Source organism: Pseudomonas sp. AO-1, assembly GCF_019775695.1.
Classification (GTDB): Bacteria; Pseudomonadota; Gammaproteobacteria; order Pseudomonadales; family Pseudomonadaceae; genus Aquipseudomonas; species Aquipseudomonas parakoreensis.
This window is the reverse complement of record NZ_CP079947.1, coordinates 1,469,423-1,490,793: the sequence shown is the minus strand read 5'-3', so window position 1 is coordinate 1,490,793 and position 21,371 is coordinate 1,469,423. Positions and strand designations below refer to the sequence as shown.

The window sequence follows — 21,371 nt, the reverse complement described above, 5'->3', positions numbered from 1 at the left end:
CCCGCCTGCTGCCACAGGTTTGCAAACCATTGAGTCCGAACCAAGGAAACCGTATGAGCCTGTCACTCCTGAGCCGCTACGCCTTCTTTGCCGTCTGCGTGATCTTCACCCTCGCCAGCCTGCCCTTTCTCGAACACGACTGGCTGTGGCCAATCACCGCCGTCACCGGCGTGCTGAGCCTGCTCGGTCTGTTCGACCTGCTGCAGAGCCCGCACGCGGTGCGCCGCAACTACCCGATCCTGGGCAACATCCGCTATCTGGTCGAAGGCATCCGCCCGGAGATCCGTCAGTACCTGCTTGAATCCGACAGCGACGCCCTGCCCTTCTCCCGCGCCCAGCGCTCGCTGGTCTATTCGCGGGCGAAGAACGAAACCGCCGACAAACCCTTCGGCACGCTGATCGACGTCTATCAATCGGGCTTCGAATTCATCGGCCACTCGATGCGCCCGGCGCCCTTGAGCGACCCGAGCAGTTTCCGCGTCACCGTCGGCGGCCCGCAATGCACGCAGCCGTATTCGGCGTCGGTGTTCAACATTTCGGCCATGAGCTTCGGCTCGCTCAGCGCCAACGCCATCCGCGCGTTGAACCAGGGCGCCAAACTCGGCAACTTCGCCCACGACACCGGCGAAGGCAGCATCAGCCCGTATCACCGCGAACACGGCGGCGACCTGACCTGGGAACTGGGCAGCGGTTATTTCGGCTGCCGTACCAGCGATGGCCGTTTCGACCCGGAACGCTTCGCCGCCCAGGCGCAGAATCCGCAGGTGCGGATGATCGAAATCAAGATGAGCCAAGGCGCCAAACCCGGCCACGGCGGGATCCTGCCCAAGCACAAAGTTACCCAGGAAATCGCCGACACCCGCGGCATCCTGATGGGCGAAGACTGCATCTCGCCGTCTCGCCACAGCGCGTTTTCCACGCCGATCGAAATGATGCAGTTCATCCAGCAACTGCGTGAGCTGTCCGGCGGCAAACCGGTGGGTTTCAAGTTCTGCCTCGGTCATCCGTGGGAGTTCATGGGCATCGCCAAGGCCATGCTGGAAACCGGCATCCTGCCGGACTTCATCGTGGTCGACGGCAAGGAAGGCGGCACCGGCGCCGCACCGGTGGAGTTCACCGACCACATCGGCGTGCCGATGCGCGAAGGCCTGCTGTTTGTGCATAACACGCTGGTCGGCCTGAACCTGCGCGACAAGATCAAGCTCGGCGCCAGCGGCAAGATCGTCAGCGCGTTCGACATCGCCAGCGTGCTGGCCATCGGCGCCGACTGGGCCAACTCCGCGCGCGGCTTCATGTTCGCCATCGGCTGCATCCAGTCGCAAAGCTGCCACACCAACAAATGCCCGACCGGCGTCGCCACCCAGGACGCCCTGCGTCAACGCGCCCTCGTCGTCCCGGACAAGGCCCAGCGCGTCTACAACTTCCATCGCAATACCCTCAAGGCCCTGGCGGAAATGCTCGCGGCCGCCGGCCTCGACCACCCCTCGCAGCTCTCGGCCAAGCACCTGGTGCGACGCATGTCGGCGACCGAGATCAAGCTGTTCTCGCAGCTGCATGTGTTTCTGAAACCGGGGGAATTGCTCACCGGAGAAGTGAATGGCGAGTTTTATTCGCGGATGTGGCAGATGGCGCGGGCGGACAGTTTTGAGGCGCAGGAGATAGCGGCGGCATAACTTGTTGCAGACGTGCTGGCCGGCACGATGGCTGGCGCGTCTGGCGTGAACAAGTAAAGCGAAAAACTTACACCATCAAACACGAGAGAGGGGGTTCGCCTCTGCGTAAAAAGAGGCCAGCCATCGGGCAGGCTTGAATAGGTAATCCACCAAACTCTTCGGCTATGAAAATCGGCGTTCGTTACGCCATCGATAAAGACTCGCGCAGCCGGATCGTCTATCAGACTCAATGCGCCACGACTCGTAAGTTTTAGAAAGCTGTCGATCGATAACTTGGTAGCAATTTTGGGCTTAATGCCTGTCGTGTTGTAGTAATCGACCGATATGACCCAGAACGCCGTGCTGACAATAATTTCGTCCCCCGGACGGGCGTTATGATTCAATTGAGTCATCAAGGTACTGAACTCACTCTCTCTTCGAGCACCCGTCCCCTCAAGGCCATCGGTTTGTCGGTAAACCATGGCCAGCCCATGTAATTGCGCAACAACACAAATTAATAAAACCGTACTGGACGACAAAGCGCGCCGCGAACCCCATCTATCCAGCGCGAACGCCGTAATCATTGCCAAGGCTGGCGCCGAAAACTGCAGGTATCGAGTTACAAATAGTGCATGATTCAAGGCAATCAGATAAAGGGCTGTTAATGGCACAAAAAAATAATTGACCAGAAGCCAGCCAGTAGGCTGCTCACTGTTCTTGCTTGAAGTGATTATTGCCGCGAACAGCAGCATTAACACCAGTGGAACCAACTTCCACACCGGCGACTGGAGGGTGCCATCGCCCATCACTGTGAACTGCCAAACAAGCGCCAAAGCTTTCTGCAAAGTCACGGGTTCTATCCAATTAGAGACTTGCGTATCAGCTAATTGGTAAAGGAGATGAGGAATCCAGGGCAAGTACCAGAACACGATGGCAATATTGGCCAGAAACCAATACTCGATTGCGATTGCCGTCCCGGCGTGGATACCGCGGCTCTGCCACCAGAACAACCAATGAACCAGCACACACAATCCTGCGAAGTAGTGGGTATAAAACGCGGCAATCATCAGAAAAACGTAGATCAACGCAAAGCGTTTCTGATCAGGATGTCGCGCCCAACACACCAGAGCGACCGTCGCTCCCATCAGCCAAAACCCGAGCAGTGCATACATCCGTGCTTCCTGGCTGTAACGCACCGAAATCGGCAGTAACGCCAATAGCAATGCTGCGATCCAAGTTGCCTGACGCGTAGAAACAAGACTCATCAGTTTGATGCAAAGCAACAACGTGCCGACATCGGCCAGCACACTGAATGCACGAGCCGCCAAAGGAGACTCTCCCCACACCGCCACCCAATAATGCAGCAGCACATAATAGAGCGGCGGATGCACATCCAGTGCGGTCAACGCCCAGATGCGCGCCGGCGCTTCTCGAGCCAGCAGCAGACTGTAAGCCTCGTCATACCAGATCACGGGGACAGTAATGGAGTAGAACCGCACGCACAGCGCAATAATCAGAACTGCCGCCAGAGCCAGCCGATCGGCCCGCACTGAAACATTCGCGTCCTTGAAAAAAGGTGCGGCTACCCAAGGTTTCATGTCCGTTGCCCACGAAACAGCACAAACCGGAAAAAGCAGTACCCCAACATCAGGTTCAGCACGCTAAACACCGTCACCGTCAGCAATCCATGCCAACCATGCGTATCGGCAATCGCGCCTGTACCGAAGCTCGCTCCCGCCATCAGCCCCATAAACAGCAAATAGCCCAATACCGAGGTTTTGCTGTCAAAGGTGTAGAGCATATTCACGTAAAACGAGAACGCCGCCGCCACGCAGAATGCGGCGAAGTTACTGGCTGCCTGGGTCAACCCGATGGCGCTGCACAGGACGAAAAAAATCTGCCAGTGGATAAGTGCATCAGCGATGCCAATCACTGTCAGCGCAGGAAATCCTTTCATTACGGTTCCTTGCCATGGCTTGGTCCGGCTGACTTTCGAGGCTAGGGCAAGGCGCTTGAGTGGTCTACTGTCAGAAATTACAGGTGCGGGGTGGATTGCGACGGACGGTCAGGGTTACCACTGCAGCAACCTGCCGTGAGGCGGTTCCTTCATGACGATGAAACCGTAATCGCCAATCAGGTAAATCCGGTAATACAGGCTGTCCACCAGCGCTGGAAAACCCTGATAACCGACGTGGGTGGCGTTGCGCCGCTCGCGTTCGGCGACCACGTTGGTGATGCCCGCCGACGGCAGATTTTCCGCGAGGATGAAGTAGTCGACGTTGAGCAGATAGTGCAACACCGGCAGCTGTTCGAATGAACCGGCCGTACTGGCCAGCCAGCGATCGGAGTAGCTGACCGAGAGGTAAATCCGTTTCGCTTCACGTAGTTCACGATGGGCGGCGATGTCGTGGCTCAAGCTGTACAGCGCGCTGTTGGCAAAGGTTTTCTGCAGGCTCAGCACCCGGCCATAGGCGAAGGACAGCGAGAGTGTCGCCAGCAGCGCAATGATCAGCAGCAAGGGCAATCGGCGGTGCCCGGACGCCAGCGCAACGTGCGCCAGATAGAACAGCCCCAGCAGTAACACGCCGAACCCCATCAGGGTCCGCGCGCCTTCATTGAAATCCCGAAACAGCAGGGTGATTCCGGGCACCAGCAAGACCAGAACGGGCAGCGTGAGCAAACACAGCAGCAGGCTTGGCCAACGGCGTTGGCGGCCCCGAACCAGACGCAGACAGCCCGCGAATGCACACAACACCAGTGCAGCGAAAACCCACGAGTAGCCGCCGTGAAACAGCAGCGCAACATTCTGTAGCACCCGGGAGAAATTGATGCCGATCTGCAACAGCGGGTGGGTGTCCGGGTTCAACAGATCCGTTCTTCGCAACGTCTCCATGAACGGATAAGCCGTGATGCTATAGATCAGGATGCCGAGGCCCGCTTGTGCGAGCTTCCAGCCCAGCATCCGCAAGATCTGCGGCCACTGAGTTTGCCGCTGAACAGCCCTGATCAACTCGACACCACACAGACCGAGAAACACATTGAGGCTGATCTGATACAGCCCGATCGCCAGCGCCAGCAACGCCGCCGGTACCAGCCAGCGCTGTACCCGCGATGAAGCGTCGAACGTGATGGCGTAGATCACCGCGACCATGCTCAAGGCCATGATCGGGCCGTCGTATTGATAGGACAGGTTCTGCAGCAGAAACGGGTTGTACCAGAGCGGCAACGCGACCAGGCAACAGGCCAGCGTCGGTTCGACAAAGTAGTGAACAGTCAGCCGAGTCAGCGCCAGACTCATCGCCACGACCGCGAGCAACAGGGGTAACGGATAGATGTTCGGTGCCGCCCCGGTGAACGTCAGCGCCTGATAAAACCAGTCGGCAAACAATCGGCCCTGCCCGGCCCAGGCATTAGCGGCGGCCAGCGTACGCCAGTTGTCGTCGATGTAAGGAAAGTCAGCGAGGATCAGCGGCAGGACGTACAGCGCGGTGGCAAGCAGGAAGAACAGCACGACTTGCCGCTGACTGAGCTCTCGCTCGAGAAATGCGCTCGCCCTCATGTCTGCGCCTCGGTTACTGCCGCGCGGGAATGCTGAGTGATACAGGTTTGAGCCTTGCTTCTGGGTTTGTATCGCTCTTTCAGACCGGCGGTAAAACGGCAAAAGATCGCAGCCTGCGGCAGCGCTTACATGGGAAATGTATTAACCCTGTAGGAGCTGCCGAAGGCTGCGATCTTTTGCTTTTGCTATCGCCTACATCAAGTGGCCGAACGCACCGCGCCCTGCGTTTCACCGCTCGGCTGCAACTTGAACACGTAGAACAACACCGTCAGCAACACCAGGAACGCCGGCCCCACATACAGTGCCACGCGGGTGTCCGGGAAGTACGCCATCAGGCCGACCACCAGCACCAGGAACGCCAGCGCGAAGTAAGAACTGACCGGGTACAGCCACATCTTGTATTTCAGGCCGGCACGTTCGCTGGCGCTCAAACCTTTGCGGAATTTCAGTTGCGCCAGCAGGATCATGACCCAGGTCCAGATCGCGCCGAAGGTGGCAATCGACGTCACCCAGACGAAGACTTTCTCCGGCACCAGGTAGTTGAGCAGCACACCGATCAGCAGCGCGAAAATCGACAGCAGCAGTGCCCGGCGTGGCACGCCGTTGGAGGTCTTGGCGAAACCGGCCGGGGCCTGACCGTTCTGCGCCAGGCTGTACAGCATGCGCCCGGTGCTGAAGATGCCGCCGTTGCACGACGACAGTGCCGCCGTGATCACCACGAAGTTGATGATGCCGGCAGCGGTCTTGATGCCCAGACGCTCGAAGGTCATCACGAACGGGCTGCCTTGAGTGCCGATTTCGTTCCACGGATAAATCGACAGGATCACGAACAACGCGCCCACGTAGAACAGCAGAATGCGCCAGAACACCGAGCCGATCGCATCGGGAATGGTTTTCTGCGGGTTCTTCGCTTCACCGGCGGTCAGGCCGATCATCTCGACACCGAGGTAGGCGAACATGACCATTTGCAGGGACATCAGCACACCGGTCACGCCGTTGGGCATGAAGCCGCCATGGGCCCACAGGTTGGAAATCCCCAGCGCCACGCCGTCGTTGCCGAAACCGAAGGCAATGATGCCGACGCCGCCGATGACCATGGCGATGATGGTGACGATCTTGATCAGGGCGAACCAGAACTCGAATTCACCGAAGGCCTTTACCGCGATCAGGTTGATCGAACCCATGCTGACCAGCGCCGCCAGGGCCCAGATCCAGCGCGGCACATCGGGGAACCAGATGCCCATGTACACGGCGACCGCCGTGATTTCCGCGACGCAGGTCACCAGCCACAGGAACCAGTAGTTCCAGCCGGTGAGAAAGCCCGCCAACGGGCCGAGGTAGTCCTGGGCGTAGCGGCTGAACGAGCCGGCCACCGGATTGTGCACGGCCATTTCACCGAGGGCGCGCATGATCACCAGGATCGCCAGGCCGCCGAGAATGTAGGAGAGCATGATCGCCGGACCGGCCATTTCAATGGCCTTGGCCGAACCCAGGAACAGGCCGACACCGATACAGGCGCCGAGCGCCATCAGGCGGATATGCCGTTCACCGAGTTCGCGTTTGAGCGGGCCGCCGTGAGCGGTCTCGCCATGGGGCAGGTGATTGCCGACTGGCATAGGGATACAACCTCGTCTTGTTATTGGATATGACCGCCGAGTGGCGAAGCGTCGACCGATAGGCCTGAACTTCCCGAAACCGCGCCGGCCTCGTGGGCAAACGCGTCTCGCAGGTCCCGACCTGCAAGATCAGCGGGGCGTGCAGTATAAAAAGCTTGTGACAGGGCTTTTCACTCTATAAACCGCAACATTCAGCGGGAAATCTCGGCATTCCGCCGGTTTACGGAGAGGCATTACCTGGACTCCGTAGGATTTTTCCCCACTAAAAAGGCCAGCGAGTATTGCACAGCATTGGTGCACCGTCATGCCCTTGTGGTGAGGAGATTCATCTCCGAGGGCCTGCGCAGCAGGCCCAAGCTATTCAAAATCTGGTCCCCCCAGGAAAGGGCCGCTTCGCGACCCATCGGGGATAAATCCCCTCGCCACAGGTGACTTCAATTTTCCCACCCCCACCTGAAAAACGAAAACTCCTACGGCATTTACAGATCTCCCAAGAGCAAGCCGCCGCTAGCCTTCAGACCTTGATTACTGAACGCAGGGGCGAACATGCCAGTCAAACCAAATACCTACCGTCTTCGTTTAGGCCGACATTCCGAAACAGGCCGAGCCTATTTCGTCACTTCAGTTGTGTATGACCGCCAGCCGATATTTTCCGACTGGCGCACAGGCCGTTTATTGGTTGCAGAGTTTCGCCATGCCCATGAACAAGGCTTAATAGAATCCATTGCGTGGGTGATCATGCCTGATCACTTTCATTGGCTGATGCAGTTGAGCAGCGGCAGTCTGGGCGCTGTTGTTGGCGCGGTTAAGGCGCGTTGCACCCAAACCGTTAACAGGAAAACCGGTCGTCGCGGCCGATTGTGGCAAACCGGTTTCCACGACCGGGCGATTCGTGACGGCGAAGACTTGAAACCGTTCGCCCGATACATCATCGCCAATCCGCTACGGGCAGGATTGGTGGAGCGGATTGGCGATTACCCGCTTTGGGACGCCTGCTGGCTCTAGGCCCATTACTGAAACTAAATTATGTCAATTCATCTGTGGCGAGGGGATTTATCCCCGATGGCCTGCGCAGCAGGCCCAAGCTCTTCAAATGCGGTCATCATTGGTGAGGGGCCGCTTCGCGCCCCATCGGGGATGAATCCCCTCACCACAGATAAGTCCCCTCGCCACAGATAACCTCCACAGCCAGCGACTTCAGTTTTATTCAGATGACTTCCCCGCACATTTTTTTCCCCATCACCAACCACCGTCTAAGCTTCAGTCAAGTCCGATCAATCTGCGTGAATGGATCAATCGACTATGGGCGCTTTGTGGCAAACCGATTCGAGTAAAGCCGTGGTTCCGACTGAACGTGTGGATGAAGCGCCTGTCCCCCCCAAAAAACGCCGCAACCGGCATGGCTGGAAGGCGTTCTGGTTATTGCTGCTGATTATTGCCATCGTCGTGGGTCTGGCCGCGAGCAAGGAGATGCGCACCTCGCGTTTTCAGTCCCGGGAGCTGAGCCAGTACGCCGCCTCGCTCAAATATCAGCTGGAACCCGGCCCCAGCGAAGCGATCCGCTACCCGGGCAATGGGCCGTTCGATCTGCGTCTGGGTTACAGCTCTCTCGATGAATTCTTGCCGCGCCTGCTCAAGCGCGACTACGTGATCACCGAGCAGACGCGGTTTTCTCCGGCGCTGCTGAGCTACACCGACAAAGGCCTGTTCGTGCCCTATTCGGAAAAGATCCAGGCCGGGCTGTCGATTACCGATTGCCGCGCTGCGCCGTTGTATCAGTACAAGTACCCGCAGCAGCTGTATTCGAGTTTTGCAGCCATTCCGCCAGTGGTGGTCAGCAGTTTGCTGTTCATCGAAAACCGCTTTCTGCTCGACCCCAAACAACCGCTGGCCAACCCGGCGGTGGACTGGCCGCGCTTCGGCATGGCCGCCTGGTCGCAGGTGGCGAAGCTGCTGCACCTGCCGGGGCAATCGGCGGGCGGCAGCACTTTGGCGACGCAACTGGAGAAGTACCGGCACTCGCCCGATGGCCTGACGGTGTCCGGTGCGGAGAAGATCCGCCAGATGATTTCCGCCAGCGTGCGCGCCTATCAGCCCGGGCCGCAAACCCTCGGCGCGCGGCAGAACATCATCCGCGACTACCTCAACAGCGTGCCGCTTTCCGCTGTACCGGGGCACGGTGAAGTCCATGGCATGGCCGAAGGTTTGCGGGTCTGGTACGGCAGCGACTTCAACCAGGCCAATGCACAGCTGAACAGCCCGGCCACCGACCCGAAAACCATGGCCGACAAAGGCCTGGCCCTGCGCGAAATGCTCTCGCTGATGATCGCCCAGCGCCGTCCTTCGCATTACCTGACCAAGGGCCGTGAAGAACTCGCCGACCTCACCGACAGCCACTTGCGCCTGCTCAAGCAGAACGGCGTGATCGACAGCGCACTGGCCGATGCCGCGCTGGCGAGCAAGGTCACTTACCGCGACTGGCAGACCCAGCCGACCCTCCAGCCGATCGAAACCAACAAGGGCATCAGCGTTGCCCGCAGCCGTCTGGCGACGATGCTCAATCGCCCGCTGTACGACCTCGATCGGCTCGACCTGTCAGCCACCAGCACCTTGCAGGGCGATCTGCAAACCCAGGCCACCGACTACCTGAAAAAGCTCGCCGATCCCGCGTTCGCCGGGCAGATCGGTCTGATTGGCGAACGCTTGCTCACCCCCACCAGCACCACCCAGGTGCGGTACAGCTTCACCCTGTTCGAACTGACCCCGGACGGCTCGCGGGTACGCGTGCAGACTGACAGCACCGATCAGCCGTTCGACATTAACGAGGGCAGCAAGCTGGAGCTCGGCTCGACGGCGAAAATGCGCGTGCTCACCACTTACTTGCAGATCATCTCCGAACTGCACGACAAGTACGGCGCCATGAGCGTGCCGGAACTGAAGAAAGTCGAGGTGCCGGATCAAGATCGCCTCAGCCAGTGGGTGATCGATTACTTGATACAGAACAAGGATCACGACCTGTCGAAAATGCTCGGTGCCGCGCTCGACCGCAAATACTCCGCCAGCCCCGGCGAGGCGTTTTTCACCGGTGGCGGCCTGCATGTGTTCCATAACTTTCGCAAGGAAGACAACGGCCGCCTGCCGACCTTGCGCGACGCCCTGCGCGAATCGATCAACCTGCCGTTCATTCGCCTGATGCGCGATGTGGTGCGCTACGTCACCTACTCCGGCCCCAACAGCAGCGCCGAATTGCTCAAGGACGACCGCGATCCGCGGCGGCAGGAATACCTGGCCAGTTTCGCTGACCGCGAGGGCACCTCGTTCCTGCTCAAGTTCTGGAAGAAGTACAAGAACAAGGACACCCAGGCGCGCCTCGACACCTTCCTCGACAGCATGCGCCCGACGCCGATCCGCATGGCCGCCGTGCATCGTTACCTGCTGCCCAACGCCAGTCAGGAAGACTTCAACAGCTTCGTGCGCGCGCACCTGAAAGGCGCCAAGCTCACCGAAAAACTCACCGACGATCGTCTGATCCGGCTGTACGACGCCTACGGCCCGGGCACCTACGATCTGCCAGATCAGGGCTTCATCGCCAAGGTGCACCCGCTGGACCTGTGGTTGATGGGCTACCTGCTGCACAACCCGGATGCCACCTTCAGTCAGGTCGTCAAGGCCAGCCAGTTCGAGCGTCAGGAGGTCTACAGCTGGCTGTTCAAGAGTAAACACAAGGGCGCCCGTGACAGCCGCATCCGCACCATGCTCGAAATCGAAGCGTTCCTCGAGATTCACCAGCGCTGGCAGAAAGTCGGCTATCCGTTCGACCATCTGGTGCCGTCGCTGGCCACCGCCATTGGCAGCTCCGGCGATCGCCCTGCCGCGCTGGCCGAGCTGATCGGCACCATCCTCAACGACGGCGTGCGCATGCCGACCCTGCGCATCGACAGCCTGCACTTTGCCGCGGGTACACCCTATGAAACGAGACTGACCAACGACCCGCATGTCGGTAAACGGGTGATGCCGTCGGAGGTCGCGACGGCGATGCGCGAAGCCCTTTCGCAAGTGGTGGACTCGGGCACGGCGAAACGGGTGTCCGGCAGTTTCAAGATCGCCGACGGCACGCCGTTGGTGATGGGTGGCAAGACCGGCACCGGCGACAACCGCATCGAAGCCATCGGCTCCGGCGGGCGGATCCTCAGCTCCAAGTCGATCAACCGCACCGCGACCTTCGTGTTCTACATCGGCAACAACCACTTCGGCACGCTTACCGCGTTCGTCCCCGGGCGTTCGGCGGAGAACTTCAAGTTCACCTCGGCGCTGCCGGTGCAGGTGCTCAAGGGCATGGCACCGATCCTTTCGCCGTATCTGCAGCCGGGTACGCATACCCTGTGCCAGCCCGACCCGATGACCGCAGCACGTTAGGCTGGCGCCTGGGTGGTAACGGAGTATTTTTTGCCGTTGAATTTCCGCTGTTTCGCGGCGTAAACACGCCGCGCTTCCAACCTGTTTTTGCGCTTTTTTCGCGCCGGGTCATTTCTTAGTCTGATCGTTCCATTTTGATCAACGGACGATCAGGCCATGCCCAACCCTTCCCTGACACTGTATCGATCGCAGCAGACGCCTTCTGCCCAAGGTCATAAAAGTGTCCATCACGATCTGGTTAAAGATGCCCTTCCCGACTGGCTGTACAAGGCTTCGGCAGCACGGGTCGAATCATTGAAAAACGTCACCTTGACCATGCCTGCATGGCATCGCAGCGCTGCGGCCAGCGAGCATCAACGGCTCAAGGATGAAATGCGCCAGGCATGGACCGCGCAGAACAACATCGATCGCGCACTGAGCAAGCTGCAGGATGCGCGCACCTTCGCCAGACCCTTGCTGCAACAGGCCTTGAAGACGCGCTTCGGTGTCGAGGACGATGTCGAGGACACCTGGGTGCGGCTGTACATGCCAGTCAAAACGTCCTGGTGGGCGCATGACTTTGCCAACGGCACGCAGAGTCGCACGGTGTCGCTGCTGGACGCGGCATTGCATAACTTTTCCAGCGACGAAACGTTCACTGCCGACTCCTGCTTTATCACCCGTCCCGATGCGCTCGGGCAGTTTTCGGTCAAGGCACTCAAGCACAAGATCAGCATCGAGCAGTTCAAGGCATTGTGTCGCGAGTTGGATATCGGCGCGCGCTACCAGGCCCACTTGCACGAATTCGTGCTTTCGAAAAACCAGGTAGCCCGTCAATACCTGCAGCTCAAGGTGACGCACAGCCAGAAACAGACACTGCGAGTCGCCGCGCGCATGGCCCTGCTCAAGGGCGACATCGACCGTCAGGCATTTGAAGTGGTGCAAGGCATGCTCGAAGACCGTGCACAAGTACTGTGGCACGGCAAGGCTGTGCGCTATCACACGCTGACGATGATGGACACACCGCTGACAGGCATCGTACTGATCAGCGCCGACCCGCTTGCCGCCACGCGGCCCCTGCCGGTTCTGGCCTATGTGCCCCACGACCCGGAACACCCACTCAAGCAATATCCCGATTCACTGGCGTTCATGGCCGAGCTGACCCGCCAGTTGCGCGACACCTCTCCGTCCTCGTCTTACCAGCGGTTTTTCAGTCAGTTTGTCCCGCAGCGCCAGCGAGGCTATTTCTTCGCCCGACTGAATGAGCGCCTCAGCCATGTGACATGGCAGGCGACGCCCTCCGGGTCGAACTTGCCCAACTGGCGCGATACGCCTGTGAATCATCCCAACCTGCAATTTCGCGTAGCGCCGGTTCAACAGGATCGCGAAACACGCTTTACCGGCGACCTGTGGCAGTACCTCTACCAACAGAAACTCAACAAGATTCTCAACGATGCCCGGGAGATTGCGATAGCCACCGAATACGCCGACCGCATGGCCCGCTGGGCATGGTGGGACAATCTGGAAAAAATCCTGACGGACATGCTCAATCTGGCGATGCTGGTGGCCGTGCCCTTCGTTCCCGAGCTGGGCGTATTGATGCTGGCCTATACCGCGTACCAGGTCACCGATCAGATTGTCGAGGGAATCGTCGACCTGGCCGAAGGTCACTTGGCCCAAGCCGGTGCTCAAGCCATCGGTGTGCTGGAAAGTATCGTGCAACTGGGGATTTTCGCTGCCGGTGCCAAGCTGGGTAGCGCGGCACTGGTCAGGCTCTCGCCGTTTTTTGAAAGCCTGAAGCCGGTAAAACTCAGCGACGGCCAGACGCGCCTCTGGAACCCCGACCTCACTCCGTATCGTGTGACCGACCAGATACTGCCCGCCACCACCCGTCCCGATGCGCAAGGCTTGCACCCGCTGGGCAGCAAGCACGTGGTGAAGCTGGATCAGCAGGTGTTCGAGGTGACCCGGGATCCACTGAGCGGTGAACACCGGATTCGTCATCCACGCCGCCCCGACGCCTACGCGCCGACACTCAGGCACAACAGCCATGGCGCATGGGTCTGTGAATCGGAAAACCCGCGCCAGTGGCAAGGCCCGCAGTTGATGCGCCGAATCGGCCATGCCACCGATGGATTCAGCGATGCGCAACTGGAACAGATTCGCCAGTTGACTGGCACCGATGAGAACATCCTGCGGCGCATGCATGTGGAAAACGCGCCGTCCCCGCCTCTGCTGGCCGATACCCTGCTGCGCCTGGCAAGCCAGCCGGCACCCGAGGACGCGGCGCCGGCTCTTTCTGCCCCGGCCGCCCGGGTACTGCGTGACTGCCCGCAACTGACGCCGGTGCTGGCCGAACGTGTTATTAGCCAAGCCCGTCCGCTGGAGATGCAGCGGATCACCCTGCGACGGCAGGTGCCGTTGCGTCTGAAAACCCTGGCTCGCGAGCTGGAGTTTGAGGTGCAGTCGGTTCGAGCGGCGCAAGGGCTGCAACGCGAAGCGCTGATCACGGTCGAGAGCGAACGCCTGGCCTTGGGCGCGTTGCGTCATCACAGCGATGCCTTTGGCGCGCTGCGGATCGACATCCGTGACGGAACATTCGACGGCCCCCTGCGCAGCAGTGCCGGCGCCGAGTCGGCCGAGCGGGTCCGGGTGCTGGTGCGCACTGGCGAGAACCTTTATCAGGTGCGCGATGGCTCGAATCAACTGCTGCGCCGGGCTTGCGGTCTGTATGAAGCGATTCTCTACGCGAGCGAACATCAGGGTCGAAGCGTACTGGGTTACAGCACCCGCGACACCGAGCAGCTCAAGCAATGGATCATTGCCAAAACCACCGCTCCGAGCGAACGGCGCACGGTGCTGGCCGAACCGCCGATCCGCCCCGTTGTTCAATTCGACACCCAACTGTTGGTGCGCGGAGGCGGTTTGAGCCGAGACGGCGCGAGCCTGCACGAACGCATCGAAGATCTGCATCCGCACTTCACTGCGCGCGAGGTCGATGCCTTCGCCCAGGCCTTGACCGAACAGGGCGAACCGCTCAAAGCCATCGAGGCAATGGAGAACGATCTGGATGAACTGCGTGAAACGGTCAATCGCTGGCGCTATCAGCAACCGGACACCTGGGGACCGGGCAGCCATGACTTTCGCGATGGCGGCGGATTACACATTCACGAACGTCTGCTGGCTTGCTTTGAACGCAAGACTGAACACTTGGGACAACGCAGCGATCCATCCTCTTACGCGCTGGATCTGTCGCGCGAAATGCTTCCCCTGAACCTGGAAACCTGGTGGGCCAAACGTCCGGAACTGAAAAAATTCCTCGACAAGGTCACCGTGCTCAAACTCGATAACACACGCTTTGCCACTGATTCCAGCGGCTTGCTCAAGGACTTCCCGCACCTGATCGAACTGAGCGCCAAAGGCTGCGACCTGCCCCGTTTGCCAGAGCGCATCGGCACGTCCTTGCGCCGCCTCGAGCGCTTGCGTCTGAGCGATAACAAGATTGTGCTGGATGCCGTCGCCGTCGAGCGTTTACGCAGCCTGACGTACCTGGAAGTGCTGAAACTCGATGACAACCCGCTGGGGCTGTCGCCGAACCTGTCACGCATGCCCAGGCTCAAGGTGGTGGGCCTGCAGAACACCGGGCTGACCGCCTGGCCTGAAGGCATTCTGGCCAGACCTCGTCCCCGTGGCTTATTACTTGACCTGCGCGGCAATCCGCTGACGACAATTCCGGAGGTGGTCAGCGGCTCCGAGGCACAGTGGCTGGTGGCACGTACGCGCCTGGACGTGGTCAGCCTGTCTGAGGTCAATCAGGTGATCTATCAGACCCATCGACGCGCGGTGGGCCTGCCCGAGGAAACGCTTCTGCCGGCCGACCCGGTACGCAATTTCTCGATCATTTCCGCGTTTGGCGCCGATTATTGGAGCGACGTGCCCGGTTGGGGCATCAACCGGGAAACGCCTTGGTCGGAGCTGGTGGAGGAACCGGCTGCGCAACCGTTCATGGCGACGCTGCTCGGTGTACGCGAATTCGCCGACTACCGCGCCGGCGGTGAACTGCGCCAGCAACTGATGCAGCGTGTGTGGCGCATGCTCGATGCCGTGCACCACGACAGTCGGCTGCGGGAAAAACTGTTCACCATGGTGGTCGCTCCGGTGGACTGCGCGGACGCCGGCGCTCAGTTGTTCAACCACATGGGCATCAACGTGCTGGCTTCCGAGGCCTATGCCTACGCGATCGGCTCCCGGGAACTGGAAAACAGACTGGTCACCCTGGCCCAGGGCGCGGCGCGCCTGGAACAGGTGAACGACATTGCCCGTGCGGACGTCGACAGCCGAGGCGGCAATCCTGACGATGTCGAAGTCTATCTGGCGTATCAGACCGGCCTGGCCAGACGCCTGGGCCTGCCCTGGCAGACCGAATCCATGTTGTTCCGACCGGTGTCGGGCGTGACTGACGCGATGATTGATACGGCGTACGACACAGTGCTGGCACTGGGTGAAGGCGATGGCCTGGTGGACAAGATGCTCGAACAGGACTTCTGGCAGAACTACCTGCAAGAACAGTTTCCAGCGCGCCTGGCCTCGAACAAGCATCGCTACCTGAAGCTGTTCGAACAACTGGAAACCTTACGCGAAGTGCAGCAGGAATGGCTGGATTCGACCACGGATCAACAGCGCGCCGAGCGGCGCAGCCGACTGCGCGAACTCGCTGCCGATCTGCCGATCCCCGACACCGTGCTGTTCGCTGATACACCGATCAGCGAAGCGACCTATAACCGCGTGCTGATCGATTTGGTGGATGAGGAAAAGGCTCTGGCCAGACGCTTGACTCGTGATGCCATGAGACGCGCCGGTCTGTAACGGTAAACCGCGCTGGCACAATCGCAGGCGTGCGCCGCCGAGCAATGGTGCCAGCGCAGTCCGGTGGCAGAACGGCTTTCAGCCAGTCTGCCACCGGAAAAGGAGCGCCATGGCGGTGTTAGACACCCGAGGGAGGAGTGGCACTGAAGATCAGTTGTACGGTGCCATGATAGGTCCCGGGTTTGTAGCCATCGGCAGGCACCTTCGGCTGGATCTCCAGTGCAAAGCGCCCACCTTTTCTGGCCTGCTCCGCCGAAACCACTTCCCGGGGGATGGGATCATGGCTCAACGGCTGACCATTGAAACTGACCTGCAAAAAGATAGCGTCCCGCCCGTTGAACAGATAGGGCTCGGCGTCCAGCCGCGCTTCGATTGCGCTGGTGCTGTGTTTGACATCGAAATTCTTGCGCAGCCCCTGCAAGGTCGAGGTATGAATATTCCACGGCAACGTCTGTTGCAGGTGAATCCAGTTGGCTTCGGCGGGAAGCACATAGAAGTCCAGAGTCGGTATATCCACCGACACCTCGAACGTGCGCGCTTCCCTGGCCGCGAACGCTTGCGCACTTGCCAGCGCCATCACGCTGCACAAAGCGATGGTCGATTGCTTGATCATGTCAGCTACCTGTTGCGTCGAAAAAAGCGGCAGGGCGAATCCCTCGTTTGCCGCCGCGGGTTACTGGCTGGCGACGCGCAGCGTTTTTCTGGCTGCACCTTCGACCAGGTTGAAACGGTATTCCCGGCCAGGTTTCTTCTCGAATTCGAACGACTTGCCGGCCAGTAGGTGGTGCTTGGTGGTCGGCTCGCATTCGGTCTCTTTCTTTTGCGAGCAGTTGCGAAACTCATCGATCACCACCACCGTATTGCCGTTGTTACGCAGCCGATAAACCCCGGCACTGTCATCGATGACCGTGTCGAACCGAGCATTTTTCGGCCGGACAAAGAACACCGTGCCAAACCCGGTCATGACATTGACGCCGGCCGAGAGGTTTTCCTTGTAAGCCTCGCGCTCTTCGCTGGAAACGGCGAACTGGTCTTCCTTTTCCGGCACCACCGGCACGAAGCGCACCCGGAAATAGCGCTCGGTATCGCGCTTGCCCATCAGCACCAGACGGGTGGCCTGCATGCCGTTGGCCGGCACAATCAACCGTGCCGGACTGGCCATCAGTCCATCACGGCTGCTGCCATCGGCTTGCTGCCTGACCGGGACTTCGCGGTGGCTGCCATCAGCGTCGTAAATGATCTCCAGAATGTTGACCTTGACGAATGCTGTGCCGTCGCCACTGTTGAACACGCGCTTGAGATAGGTGCTCTTGTCGCTGTCGAGGTAGTCGTAGACCGTGCCGACATTGATTTGTGGCCCGGCCTGAACACCTGAGCAAAACAGGCTCAACCCCAATAAAACCCATAGACCTTTCATACCTGTGAACCTCGTGAAGTTGAACACGGCGCTGGCACGCCTCATTGATCTACGGCCCATCAAATGTCCGAATCCCAGATCACCGTGACATTGCCGACATAGGTGCCCCCCTGCCCGGGCATCAATATGATCGGCAGAACATATTCCGGGATCTCGAAGTGCAGGACACCGGCGCCTCTATCCACATAAAAACCGGGCTGGAACTGTTGCGCGCTCGCTTGACCTACATGCAGACGACGACGGTTGACCGGCTGTCCGGAAAGGTCGGTCAAGCCACTGGGCAACGTGACGCTGACCTGTACTTCGATGTAGTTGTTCGCCGAAGCCGGGTTGTGAATCACACATTCGAAAATGCCGCGGGAGTCGCATTCCAGATGCATCTTGAAACGCGATGAGGCCGAAATATGAAAAGGCTGATCGCGAAACAGTCGCACCGGTTTGCGTCCGGCCTGCAACCAGCTTTGCCAGCCACCGGCAGGCACCAGGCGGACTTTTTCCCCGCCGGGCGGAATGTCGACTTTCAAGGTGTGCTGAACTTCCAGGTTGAAATCCAGCGTCAGGTCGGTGTCGTCAGGAATCATCACGTCACCAAAATCGAAATCGCCTCCAGGTCCCATGCTGTATTTCAACGTACCGGTGTAATTGCCGGACGACATTTTCAACGGGTTGGGGGTGCGCAATTCGTAGGCAAAATCGAGGTAGCCATACGTCATCCCGGGGATGTTGAATTGAGCGATTTTGACGCAGGAACGTTCATCGGGAACCTTCCAGAAAAAAGCGTATGTCTCCGCCCCGAAAAAGCCCATTCCCGAGGTACCACAGGGGGAAGCCGGATTGACCCAGCTATACCCGTGCCACAGGCGGTTGTGACCTTCACTTGGGGTCGAGGATCCCGTCAGGCTGGCCGCTGAATGACTCAGCACATAATTGGAACCCACACCTGAGATACGCACCTGAAGATTGCTGGCTTCGCCGGTTTCGGTATTGTTGACGGTCAAGGTGCGCCATGCCCCCGGCACCTTGAACATTGCACTGTTGCGCTGGCTGGCATTGGCCTGCATGGGCTTATTGGAGTTGACCCGGGTCATCAGCCGCAGGCTGAAGGTATCGATGTCGCGGCAGATTTGCGGGTAGTACTCGCAGTACCCGGTTGAAGGTGTCTGGTTGATGAACTCGTTTTTCTGCGGGTTGGCCGGATCGGGTTTGAACAACGCTCTGATTTCCAGTGACGCCGCCTCAATGGGCGGTGCCGCCAACAACCCCAGCAGACACAACCACTGACCACGGCGCAGCCAGCCCGACGCGCATTTTTTGAAGCTGACCATTCAACTGGCCTCCTGTCGTGTGAACGAGACGTCGGCCAATGTGTCGGGGGAGCAGCGCAGATCGCCGATCATCAGCACGTTGCTTTCACTGCGGTGTTTGGCGGTATCGAGCCGGAACTGGCACAACAACTGGTCGGCGTAGCGCACTTCCAGGGTCGGTGAGCCGACATGCATTTCCATCGAGAAGAACCCGTCGACCTCGCTCACCCCACGGCTGGCGTGGTTGATCACGTGGTGACCCTTGAGCGGCCGCCCCTGCGGATCGAGCAAGCGTCCAAGCACGGTCACGGTTTTCATCACGCGCACCTTGCGGTACTCCACGCCGCCCTTGTTCAGGTGGTAGCGGGTGCGTGCCGGTTCGATATTCGCGGCGGGGGCGTGATTGCCTTCGAAGTCAAAGCTCACCGAGCTGTTCTTGTAGGCGGTCAACGGGATGAAATTGCGCCCCACCCGCAACGCCGCGCTGCCTGCGCCGAGATCGTCGGCACGCAAGGCAATGTCGTCGATGTCTGACTCGACATCGACAATCATCCCGGCGCCACGCCCCAGATGCTGGCTGGTCATGACCAGTTGCTGGCCTCCCATGACAATCGTGCTGTCGAGATTGAGGCCGCCAGTGAAGTTGCCGTTGTAGGACGAGCGCTGAAGAAAGCCGTCGCCATTGACCTGATCGGTGCGAAAGTTGGCCAGACTCGCCAGGCCGACACCGTACGTGTCGGTCAGCGCAGTGACCGACACGCTTTGCAGTACATGGTCCTGCAGGTCTTTGCGATAGCCGAACGAGCCGTTGTTGTCGCGGCTGCCATCACGGGCGGTACGGCTGCCGATACTGGCGGACAGTTGCTGGCTCGGCCCGCCCAGCGCCATGTTGATACTCAGATCGATCCCGCGATTGCGTGCATCGCCGCTGCTGTAACTGCCCGGCCGATCGAACAGCGACAGGCGCCAATTGGCGTCGCTGCCAAACAGTTCGGTGCGTTGCGTCCAGCCCAGGTCCATGCCCACGCCTTCGACGTTACCTTCGCTGTGCGAGACCCGCGCACTCAGAGAATTCTTGCGACTGATGCGGTGGTTGAGTGCCAGCGACGAGTTGCTGGTTTCGCCGGTGAACACGTTGCGCTGGCGTACGCGGGTGCCATCGGGCAGCGTGTCGTAGGTGTTGCGGGTGTCGAGCCAGCTGCGGTTGTGGCTGACCACCAGGCTGCCGGCGCCGTAGTTGTACAAGCCCTGCACATCGGCGCCGGTGCCGTGATCTTCGGTCTGGTAAAGGTTGGCGTAGAGGCTGATGCTGTCCGCCAGGCTCCAATCGATCGAGCTGCCGTACTGCAACGTGTCGCGGACCTGACGCGCCGACAGGCCGAGGATCACTCGCGGATGCAACAAATAGTTGAGCGCGGCGCCGGCGGTGAGATCGCCGCTTTGCTGTTCCTCCCAATTGCTCAGCAGTTTGCTTTCCTGCCCGGCGAACACGTTGTAGCGCCAGCGCTCGTCGAGGTTTTGCCAGTTGACCGGTTTGTAGACCAGCTCCTGAGTGGTCGAGGTGGTCTGGCCATCCTCGATCAGACGCACTTCCACCTCATAAATGCCACCGGGCAGCGGCCGGGTGTCGAGGGTCTGCAGACCGGCAGTGACTGACTGGGTGTTGATCAACAGTCCATCGCGATAGATCTCCACCGATGCCTGGCGATTGGCGGTGACGAAAATCGGGTAGACGCTGGGCCGCGGGCTATCGACCGCCAGACTGTCGGAGCTGCCATACATCACGCCGACCGCCGTGTCCGGGCTGGTGCCGAACGAACGGGGCTGGCGGGTCAGGCCTTCGGAATTGGGGGTGAAATAGCCCAGACGGAAAAAACTGCCCTGCAGTTCGCGCTGGGTGTAGAGCTCGTGCACCGCGTGATAGGTCTTGGTGTCCGGCCCGCCGAGGCGCGCCAGCTGCATATTGAAGGACTGGCTCCAGTTGCCGAGACTGGCACTGGCTTCCAGGCCGAAGCGTCCGCCCAGATCCTGATCCTGGCCGCCGTTGAGGTTCAGCTGATTGCGCAACATCAAGCCGTGGCTGCCACCTTCCGGCTGTTCATGAAAACGCTGGACCTGCAGATCGCGCTCGGCGTTTGCAGTGGCGATCGACAGCAGCGAGTTTTGCAGGTTGTAATGCAACTCCAGCAATTGCTCGGGGCACTGTCCGCTGCATTTGCCGAGGGCCACACCGGGTTTGAGAATGCTGGCCCACGTTTGCTGTTCGATCGCGCTGAAACGGCTGTCACTGGTGTCTGTGAAGTCGAGCAAGGTAATGCGATCATCGCGTGACAACACAATCATTGCCTCGCCCAGCGGTTGTTGATCAAGTTCGACACGAACCGCCAAAGGCACATCAAAGAAATGCTCTTCGAAGTCCGCCGGTAGACCTTTCGCCTGAGCCAGCAAACTTCGCGGGGTATTATCGACTGGAGGCGGCGCCGCCAGTACGCTGCTGCTCAAAAGCAACGCAAGCGCAGTCGCGATGGGCGTCATCGGATACATGAATTAATACTCTGATTA

Annotated in this window: 12 protein-coding genes; 4 read left to right on the top strand and 8 right to left on the bottom strand. The window is 59.7% G+C overall.

Annotated features, from left to right (window positions below; all coding sequences use genetic code 11):
• Positions 1-53 precede the first annotated feature (53 nt).
• Positions 54-1,673 carry an FMN-binding glutamate synthase family protein gene (locus KVQ82_RS06935; protein ID WP_222018488.1) on the top strand — a complete coding sequence of 540 codons (1,620 nt, stop codon included), beginning with the start codon at positions 54-56 and terminating at the stop codon, positions 1,671-1,673.
• On the opposite strand, the gene KVQ82_RS06930 is transcribed toward KVQ82_RS06935, so the two are convergent.
• The 4 genes from KVQ82_RS06930 to KVQ82_RS06915 all read right to left on the bottom strand — a co-directional run bounded on the left by KVQ82_RS06930 (position 1,607) and on the right by KVQ82_RS06915 (position 6,827).
• On the bottom strand, positions 1,607-3,250 hold the full coding sequence (locus tag KVQ82_RS06930) for a glycosyltransferase family 39 protein (protein ID WP_222018487.1): 1,644 nt from the start codon (positions 3,248-3,250) through the stop codon (positions 1,607-1,609). The two genes, KVQ82_RS06935 and KVQ82_RS06930, sit on opposite strands and share 67 nt — an antisense overlap.
• A complete protein-coding gene (locus tag KVQ82_RS06925) occupies positions 3,247-3,609 on the bottom strand; it encodes a GtrA family protein (RefSeq protein ID WP_222018486.1) in 363 nt (120 codons plus the stop codon). The genes KVQ82_RS06930 and KVQ82_RS06925 overlap by 4 nt, the downstream gene beginning before the upstream one ends.
• A gap of 114 nt (positions 3,610-3,723) precedes the next feature.
• Positions 3,724-5,211: a glucosyltransferase domain-containing protein gene (locus KVQ82_RS06920; protein WP_222018485.1), complete on the bottom strand. Its 1,488-nt coding sequence runs from the start codon at positions 5,209-5,211 to the stop codon at positions 3,724-3,726.
• Positions 5,212-5,408: 197 nt separating this feature from the next.
• The gene (locus KVQ82_RS06915; protein ID WP_095668395.1) at positions 5,409-6,827 is read right to left on the bottom strand and encodes an amino acid permease; all 1,419 of its coding nucleotides are present in this window, start codon (positions 6,825-6,827) and stop codon (positions 5,409-5,411) included.
• A gap of 546 nt (positions 6,828-7,373) precedes the next feature.
• Here KVQ82_RS06915 and KVQ82_RS06910 point away from each other — a divergent pair.
• From KVQ82_RS06910 to KVQ82_RS06900, 3 genes are all read left to right on the top strand, one after another.
• A complete protein-coding gene (locus KVQ82_RS06910) occupies positions 7,374-7,832 on the top strand; it encodes a transposase (RefSeq protein WP_222018484.1) in 459 nt (152 codons plus the stop codon).
• 297 nt (positions 7,833-8,129) lie between these two features.
• Positions 8,130-11,243 (top strand): transglycosylase domain-containing protein, encoded by a 3,114-nt coding sequence (locus KVQ82_RS06905; protein WP_222018483.1) that lies wholly within the window; start codon positions 8,130-8,132, stop codon positions 11,241-11,243.
• A 156-nt stretch (positions 11,244-11,399) separates the two neighbouring features.
• Positions 11,400-16,088, top strand: coding sequence for an NEL domain-containing protein (locus KVQ82_RS06900; protein WP_222018482.1), 4,689 nt, complete (start codon positions 11,400-11,402; stop codon positions 16,086-16,088).
• Between the two features lie 118 nt (positions 16,089-16,206).
• Here the strand turns inward: KVQ82_RS06900 and KVQ82_RS06895 are convergent, their stop codons facing one another.
• From KVQ82_RS06895 to KVQ82_RS06880, 4 genes are read right to left on the bottom strand one after another with little or no spacing between them, the layout of a single operon-like run.
• Positions 16,207-16,701: a CS1 type fimbrial major subunit gene (locus tag KVQ82_RS06895; protein ID WP_222018481.1), complete on the bottom strand. Its 495-nt coding sequence runs from the start codon at positions 16,699-16,701 to the stop codon at positions 16,207-16,209.
• A 60-nt stretch (positions 16,702-16,761) separates the two neighbouring features.
• Positions 16,762-17,505: a pilus assembly protein gene (locus KVQ82_RS06890; RefSeq protein WP_108183699.1), complete on the bottom strand. Its 744-nt coding sequence runs from the start codon at positions 17,503-17,505 to the stop codon at positions 16,762-16,764.
• Positions 17,506-17,564: 59 nt separating this feature from the next.
• Positions 17,565-18,830, bottom strand: a complete 1,266-nt coding sequence (locus KVQ82_RS06885; protein ID WP_222018480.1) for a hypothetical protein — start codon at positions 18,828-18,830, stop codon at positions 17,565-17,567.
• Complete coding sequence (locus KVQ82_RS06880) at positions 18,831-21,353, bottom strand: CS1-pili formation C-terminal domain-containing protein (RefSeq protein WP_222018479.1); 2,523 nt, start codon at positions 21,351-21,353, stop codon at positions 18,831-18,833.
• Between the last annotated feature and the right edge of the window lie 18 nt (positions 21,354-21,371).